Origin of the sequence: Listeria farberi, assembly GCF_014229245.1 — a bacterium.
Lineage (GTDB): Bacteria > Bacillota > Bacilli > Lactobacillales > Listeriaceae > Listeria > Listeria farberi.
Genome location: NZ_JAARZJ010000035.1, coordinates 1 through 5,989 on the forward strand (window position 1 = coordinate 1; position 5,989 = coordinate 5,989).

At 35.9% G+C, this 5,989-nt stretch carries 5 protein-coding genes, 1 pseudogene and 1 CRISPR repeat array; of the genes and pseudogenes, 5 read left to right on the top strand and 1 reads right to left on the bottom strand.

Annotated elements, in window-relative coordinates; translation table 11 throughout:
- From HCB45_RS14880 to HCB45_RS14895, 4 genes and pseudogenes are all read left to right on the top strand, one after another.
- Positions 1 to 137: pseudogene (locus HCB45_RS14880) on the top strand (type II-A CRISPR-associated protein Csn2); the annotation flags it as partial.
- A gap of 126 nt (positions 138 to 263) precedes the next feature.
- Positions 264 to 827: a CRISPR direct-repeat array (repeat unit 36 nt; unit sequence GTTTTAGAGCTATGTTATTTTGAATGCTAACAAAAC).
- 378 nt (positions 828 to 1,205) lie between these two features.
- The gene (locus tag HCB45_RS14885; protein WP_185319806.1) at positions 1,206 to 1,571 is read left to right on the top strand and encodes an outer membrane protein assembly factor BamD; all 366 of its coding nucleotides are present in this window, start codon (positions 1,206 to 1,208) and stop codon (positions 1,569 to 1,571) included.
- 120 nt (positions 1,572 to 1,691) lie between these two features.
- On the top strand, positions 1,692 to 2,114 hold the full coding sequence (locus tag HCB45_RS14890) for a MerR family transcriptional regulator (protein WP_185620422.1): 423 nt from the start codon (positions 1,692 to 1,694) through the stop codon (positions 2,112 to 2,114).
- A 21-nt stretch (positions 2,115 to 2,135) separates the two neighbouring features.
- Positions 2,136 to 2,987: an aldo/keto reductase gene (locus HCB45_RS14895; protein WP_185620423.1), complete on the top strand. Its 852-nt coding sequence runs from the start codon at positions 2,136 to 2,138 to the stop codon at positions 2,985 to 2,987.
- Positions 2,988 to 3,028: 41 nt separating this feature from the next.
- Here HCB45_RS14895 and HCB45_RS14900 read toward each other — a convergent pair whose 3' ends face one another.
- Positions 3,029 to 4,555, bottom strand: a complete 1,527-nt coding sequence (locus HCB45_RS14900; RefSeq protein ID WP_185319808.1) for a GW domain-containing glycosaminoglycan-binding protein — start codon at positions 4,553 to 4,555, stop codon at positions 3,029 to 3,031.
- Positions 4,556 to 4,825: 270 nt separating this feature from the next.
- Between HCB45_RS14900 and HCB45_RS14905 the strand changes: the two genes are divergently transcribed.
- The gene (locus HCB45_RS14905) at positions 4,826 to 5,854 is read left to right on the top strand and encodes an Mrp/NBP35 family ATP-binding protein (RefSeq protein ID WP_185620424.1); all 1,029 of its coding nucleotides are present in this window, start codon (positions 4,826 to 4,828) and stop codon (positions 5,852 to 5,854) included.
- Positions 5,855 to 5,989 lie beyond the last annotated feature (135 nt).

The following is a 5,989-nucleotide window of genomic DNA, read 5'->3' on the forward strand; positions in this document are numbered from 1 at the left end:
ATGAGTTACTAGAGCTAAGGCGCTATATCTCGTTAAACCAAGTAAAAGTTTTATTTGTTGAACCTCGAAAAGTAGAAGGATTTTCGCAAGTTATTCTAGATTCAGATTATTTTTTACAAGTGGAAAAAGGAATATAAATTTCAAATGATCTTTGAAAACTAAATAGATTTTATATGAACCATAAAATAAGTATTCAAAATTGAAATCTTGCTATGGATAAGTGGCGCGATTACGAAATCTAGGAGAATAAAAAATTCTACGAGGTTTTAGAGCTATGTTATTTTGAATGCTAACAAAACAACGCCAGCACTAATAAGTAATCAGCTGAAGTTTTAGAGCTATGTTATTTTGAATGCTAACAAAACTTGCGCCTAACGTGGTGTTGCACAGCTTCGGTTTTAGAGCTATGTTATTTTGAATGCTAACAAAACGTCATGGATAGTATTTATTTCCCGCGAGGCGTTTTAGAGCTATGTTATTTTGAATGCTAACAAAACCGAGGTCTGTTTGCTATCTCACGCCAGTGAGTTTTAGAGCTATGTTATTTTGAATGCTAACAAAACTGGGACTAGGATTTACTCTATCAGCTTCACGTTTTAGAGCTATGTTATTTTGAATGCTAACAAAACTTGCGCCTAACGTGGTGTTGCACAGCTTCGGTTTTAGAGCTATGTTATTTTGAATGCTAACAAAACAGAAATTTGTATAAAATATTGTCCAATGTGGTTTTAGAGCTATGTTATTTTGAATACTAACAAAACAGAGAGGATGAACTCTAAATAATCGGAAATGTTTTAGAGCTATGCTATTTCGAATACTAAAAACCACATCTCTCAATCTACTCCAGCTAGAAAGAGTTACACCATTATGAAAGAGGGACTCCAAACATTTTAACCCAACCTGCAATTTCCAACTCGCTATAAGTGAAGGGAAATTACCGTTAAAAGGCGAAGAGCAAAAGAATGATTAGGAATCTAAAAGTTTGAAAATACTACACGATTACATTATAAAAGCTAGTAAAGAAAGCAATACCTTTGAACTATACACTTCATGGAACGGCGAAGAAAACTTACCTTTGACGAATAAAACAGAATTAGCCATAGAAATTTTAACACCAGAAAAGTTGGTTTTAAGAGACAGAGAACTATTAATAATTAAAAATAAGACATTTACATACAGCACTTAAAATAAAAAGGAGAAACCTTATGAAAAAAACCTCAATCATTTTTATTTTATGTATAACCGTAGTACTAACAGGATGCTCCACCGCCGAAAAACAAACAAAAATAGAATATACAGAAGCAACAGGGACAATAGAGCAAGTAGAAACGAATGCAATTTTAATTAACAATTTCAAAGAGAAAAATGATAAGGATAATCCGGAATCCGCCATACGTTTTGACATAGCAGACAAATGTTACGACAAAAACGGAAACAAAATAAAACTAACCGAACTAAACAAAAACGACAACGTAAAAATCATTTTAACCAAGGATTACCCAATCCAAGAAACCTCACCGGGACAAATAGACCCCAAATACATTCAAAAAATTATCCTACTAAACAAATAAAACTCTCTCACCCGCAGAGAGTTTTTTCTTTCCTCAAAAAAATAAACCTATAATCCTTGCCTTGGTGTGAACTCCAGGGTTTATAATTTAATATGTAAAGACGAAGTGAGGTGATTGATGATGAATATCAAACAAGCAGCCGAGATGTTTGGGCTTACGGTCGATACATTACGCTACTATGAGCGGGTTGGAGTTATTCCGCCTGTCCATCGTAATGAAAGTGGCTACCGAGACTATAAGACAAGCGACTTGAACTGGGTTTATCTTGTGAAGAATCTGCGGAATGCGGGGTTGTCGGTGGAGTCGTTAATAGAGTTTGCAACACTTGCCCAACTAAGAGAAACAGAGAATGTCGAAGTTGCGCAAAAACAAGTTTTAATTGACCAACTAAAAGAATTAGACGAAAAACTAGCTGAGATGAAACAAGTGAGAGATTTACTTGTATATAAAATCGATACGTACGATAGTCACATTGCCCAGTTTAAGACAGGCGAACTAACTGCAGATAACGTAGAAAAATTATGGGAACGGGACAAATTTTAAATATAAGAGGAGGATTTTCAAATGAAAACAGTAAAATTAAATAATGGTGTAGAAGTACCTATTCTTGGCTTTGGAACGTACCAAATTACTGATGCTGGTGAAGCGGAACAAGCGGTCAAAGAGGCGATTGCTGCTGGGTATCGTCATATTGATACTGCGCAAAGTTATATGAATGAAGAAGCGGTAGGGCGCGGGATAGCCGCATCTGGTGTGGAGCGCAAAGAGTTATTTATCACAACAAAGATTTGGGTGGAAAATGTTAGTTATAAAGGAGTCATGAGCTCATTTGATCGCTCATTAAAACGTCTTGGGCTAGATTATATTGATTTATTACTAATTCACCAACCATATAATGATGTGTACGGTGCTTGGATGGCGATGGAAGAACTACAAGCTCAAGGTAAAATTAAAGCTATTGGTGTCTCGAATTTTGGTGTAGACCGGGTGGTTGATTTAGCAGCCTTCAATGATACAACACCTCAAGTTAATCAAATCGAAATCAACCCTTTCCAACAACAAACAAAGAATATTGAAGCATTACGAAAAGAAGGCGTGGCTGTTGAAGCGTGGGCTCCTTTTGCGGAAGGGAAAAATGATATTTTTACTAATCCGATTTTGACTAAAATTGCCAAAAAATACGGGAAATCAGTAGCACAAGTGATTTTACGCTGGTTAATCGAACAAGATATTATTGTTTTAGCTAAATCTGTAAAGCCGGAACGAATGGCAGAAAATTTAGATGTATTTGATTTTGAACTAGCAAAAGAAGATAAGCTTGCAATTGCGACGCTTAACCAAGGGGAAAGTCAATTTTTCTCCCATGCGGATCCAGAAATGGTTAAATGGATGGCAAGTCGCAAAATAAATATTTAATACATGAAAAAAGTCCTCAGTGTGTATCTGAGGACTCTTTTTTAATTTTGAATGTCTGTTGCTTTAACCCAACCAAGGGAATTATTATTTTCTTTAATATGCACCCATTGTTCGGCTTGGATTGTCGCTTCTTTGTCTACTAATAGCAATTTACCATAATAGAACCCAACCGCTTTTGTTTGAGTGCTTGGTGCTTCAACTGGTTTGTTGTAGAGCATTGCTGTAGGATTTTTTAAGTAGGCTACTTGGGTCGTTGGTTTTTCAGATTCAGGTGTGTAAATGATGTTTAAGTCTTTTTCACTAGCCCAACCAACTATTTCGCCTTCTAGTTTGAATTCATACCATAGCGTATTGCCAACTTTGGCACGTGTTACTAACTCAAGTTTTGAAGTATCATAGTCACTAAGAGACCCGAGTTTTTCCGCGTCTTTTGTATTAAAAGGAGCACTCCAAACATTATCGGTTGCTGCTTTACTTACGGTTGCATAACCATCAAAGCTAATTTGTTCAGTGATACGATCGTATAAACGGTCGTTTAGTTTATCTGAGCGAACCCAGCCAATTACTTTGTTACTTTCGGAAAGACGGAACCACGCATAACCATCGCGTGTTATTTTCTTATCAGCGTGAAGTGCTTTTCGGTCATATTTTGCAATTGTACCATTGTCAAACTGCTGTTCCGGATTAGGTAAACGATAAATATGAGCATTTAAATCATCTACATATTTTGTTGTATCTACATTTTCATCGTTATTTTGATGATAACTCAAAGTAAGCGCCGAACTATTTACCCAGCCGATGTCTTTATTGTTTTCACGTATAAAATACCACAAACCTTTTTCTGTTTTCGCTTCCCAAGAAATTTCTAAATTGCGATTTGTATAGTTCGTCAATTCTCCTATTTCCTGTGAGTTAGTAGTGTTAAATGGCGCAGACCAAATAGTTTCTTGTTCTTTATTTGCAGCTACTGTACCTATCGCTGCGATTTTATTCTGGTGCTCAATTTTATCGTAGACAATATCATATTGATCTAGATTATATCGTTCAATAATAGCAACTAGTTTAGAAACATAGTTAGGATCAGTGGCATAACCACCATCTTTTATCGCTTGTAGGGCCTTACGGTAATCAGTTTCGCCTACAGCACCTTGATAGCGAGCGTTTTGGGTAATTAAATCAGTATGGTCATCAATTGACTCTTTCCAGCTCGGATAAACTCGGAAATTTGCCGTAGTTGCCCCAGATGCTTCCATTGTACCCATGGAAACAGATTTCCCTTCAAATTTCCCTTTAATGCCAAACAAGTTATTAGAGTTCTTGCTTAAACCACTTTCGCCCCAATTAGATTCTAAAATAGCTTGGGCAAGCGTTACGCTAGTCAAAAGTTTGCCATCTCGGTAACCTTCTTCTGCAGCAGGTAGAATCTCGTCAATGAAAGCTTGTTGTGAAGAAGTTAATGATTTTTGAGCAACTTTTGAATTACTCGTTTCTGCTCCAACATTTAAAGAAATTACTAAAAATGCCACGATAAGCACAATAATTCCTGGTTTTATGAACTTTCTTTCCAAAATCAAACGCACTCCTTTTTACTATATCTGCGCTTATTTTAGCAAGAAATAAAGAAATTATTCTATTACAATTCGATGACGAAACGAAGACAAACTTTTGGAAGGGTTGGTACATATAGCTTCAACGATGATTTTCTAAATGTGTAAAATTTGTGAAATTATTTATAGCATAAAGGAAAGAACTAAAACAATGAATATGTGAAAAAAAGAAGGAGGCATGCTATAATATTCATTATGTCAGCGCATTCATTTATGGAGGGATTTGTAAATATGTTAAATGAACAACAAATTACTAGATTATTATATCGCCTACAAGATCCTGTTTTGGAGGCTAGTTTGGAAGAAACAGAAGGCGTATTAGAAGTACAAGCCCTTGAGGAAAGCGCAAATATTAAAATTGCTTTAGCAGATCCAGCGATAGAAACAGACCATTTTGTTCATAATATAGAAGAACTTCTAACGCAATTCGGTGTAAAAGAAATCAATATTGAACTTGAATACTTACCTGCTGCAGTAATTGATCGCATTTTTCAAGCAAGAGATAATATTCTTGCAGAAACTAGTCAAACTAAATTTTTAGCAATAGCAAGTGGTAAGGGAGGCGTTGGGAAATCAACAGTCGCTGCTAACCTAGCGATTGCTCTCGCACGCCAAGGTAAAAAAATAGGCTTACTAGATGCAGATATATATGGTTTCAGTATCCCGGTATTACTTGGAGTAACAGAGTCTCCGCGTAAAGAAAATGGCCAAATCATCCCCGTAGAAACAAATGGTATTCAAATGATTTCGATGGATTTCTTTGTAGAGTCTGGCGAACCAGTTATTTGGCGCGGTCCGATGTTAGGGAAAATGATAAAGATGTTTTTAGAAGAAGTGAGATGGGGAGAATTAGATTATTTGTTAATCGATTTACCACCTGGGACTGGAGATGTGGCTTTAGATATCCACACCTTAATACCAAAATGCAATGAACTCATTGTTACAACACCACATTTTGCTGCAGCGTCAGTTGCCTCACGTGCTGGGTATATGGCCGCAAAAAACAACCATAACATTATTGGTATAATTGAAAATATGTCTTACCTCAAACTTGAAAATGGGCATGTTTTAAAGATATTTGGACAAGGTGGTGGAGAAAAAGTTGCTGCTGACCTAGCAACACAACTTTTAATTCAATTGCCAATCGAACAACCAGATGGCAATAAAAATGGCTATACATCAGCTATCTATAATGAAACAAGTGAGTTGGGAGAAGCTTATAAAACTTTAGCAGGAAAAATAATTCCATATTTATTATAAAAACTTCATAAAAAGTATTGACGAAAGGCAAAAATCTTGGTATATTTATAAACGTTGCTGATACGGACAAACGCTTTAGCAGCAAAAGAAATTGACCTTTGAAAACTGAACAAAGAAGAAGACGAAAAGCAATGA

Bases quoted from the DNA above. Each gene is read 5' to 3' on its own strand.
- HCB45_RS14890 (WP_185620422.1), top strand. From the start codon at position 1,692: ATGAATATCAAACAAGCAGCCGAGATGTTTGGGCTTACGGTCGATACA.
- HCB45_RS14895 (WP_185620423.1), top strand. From the start codon at position 2,136: ATGAAAACAGTAAAATTAAATAATGGTGTAGAAGTACCTATTCTTGGC.
- HCB45_RS14905 (WP_185620424.1), top strand. From the start codon at position 4,826: ATGTTAAATGAACAACAAATTACTAGATTATTATATCGCCTACAAGAT.
- HCB45_RS14885 (WP_185319806.1), top strand. From the start codon at position 1,206: ATGAAAAAAACCTCAATCATTTTTATTTTATGTATAACCGTAGTACTA.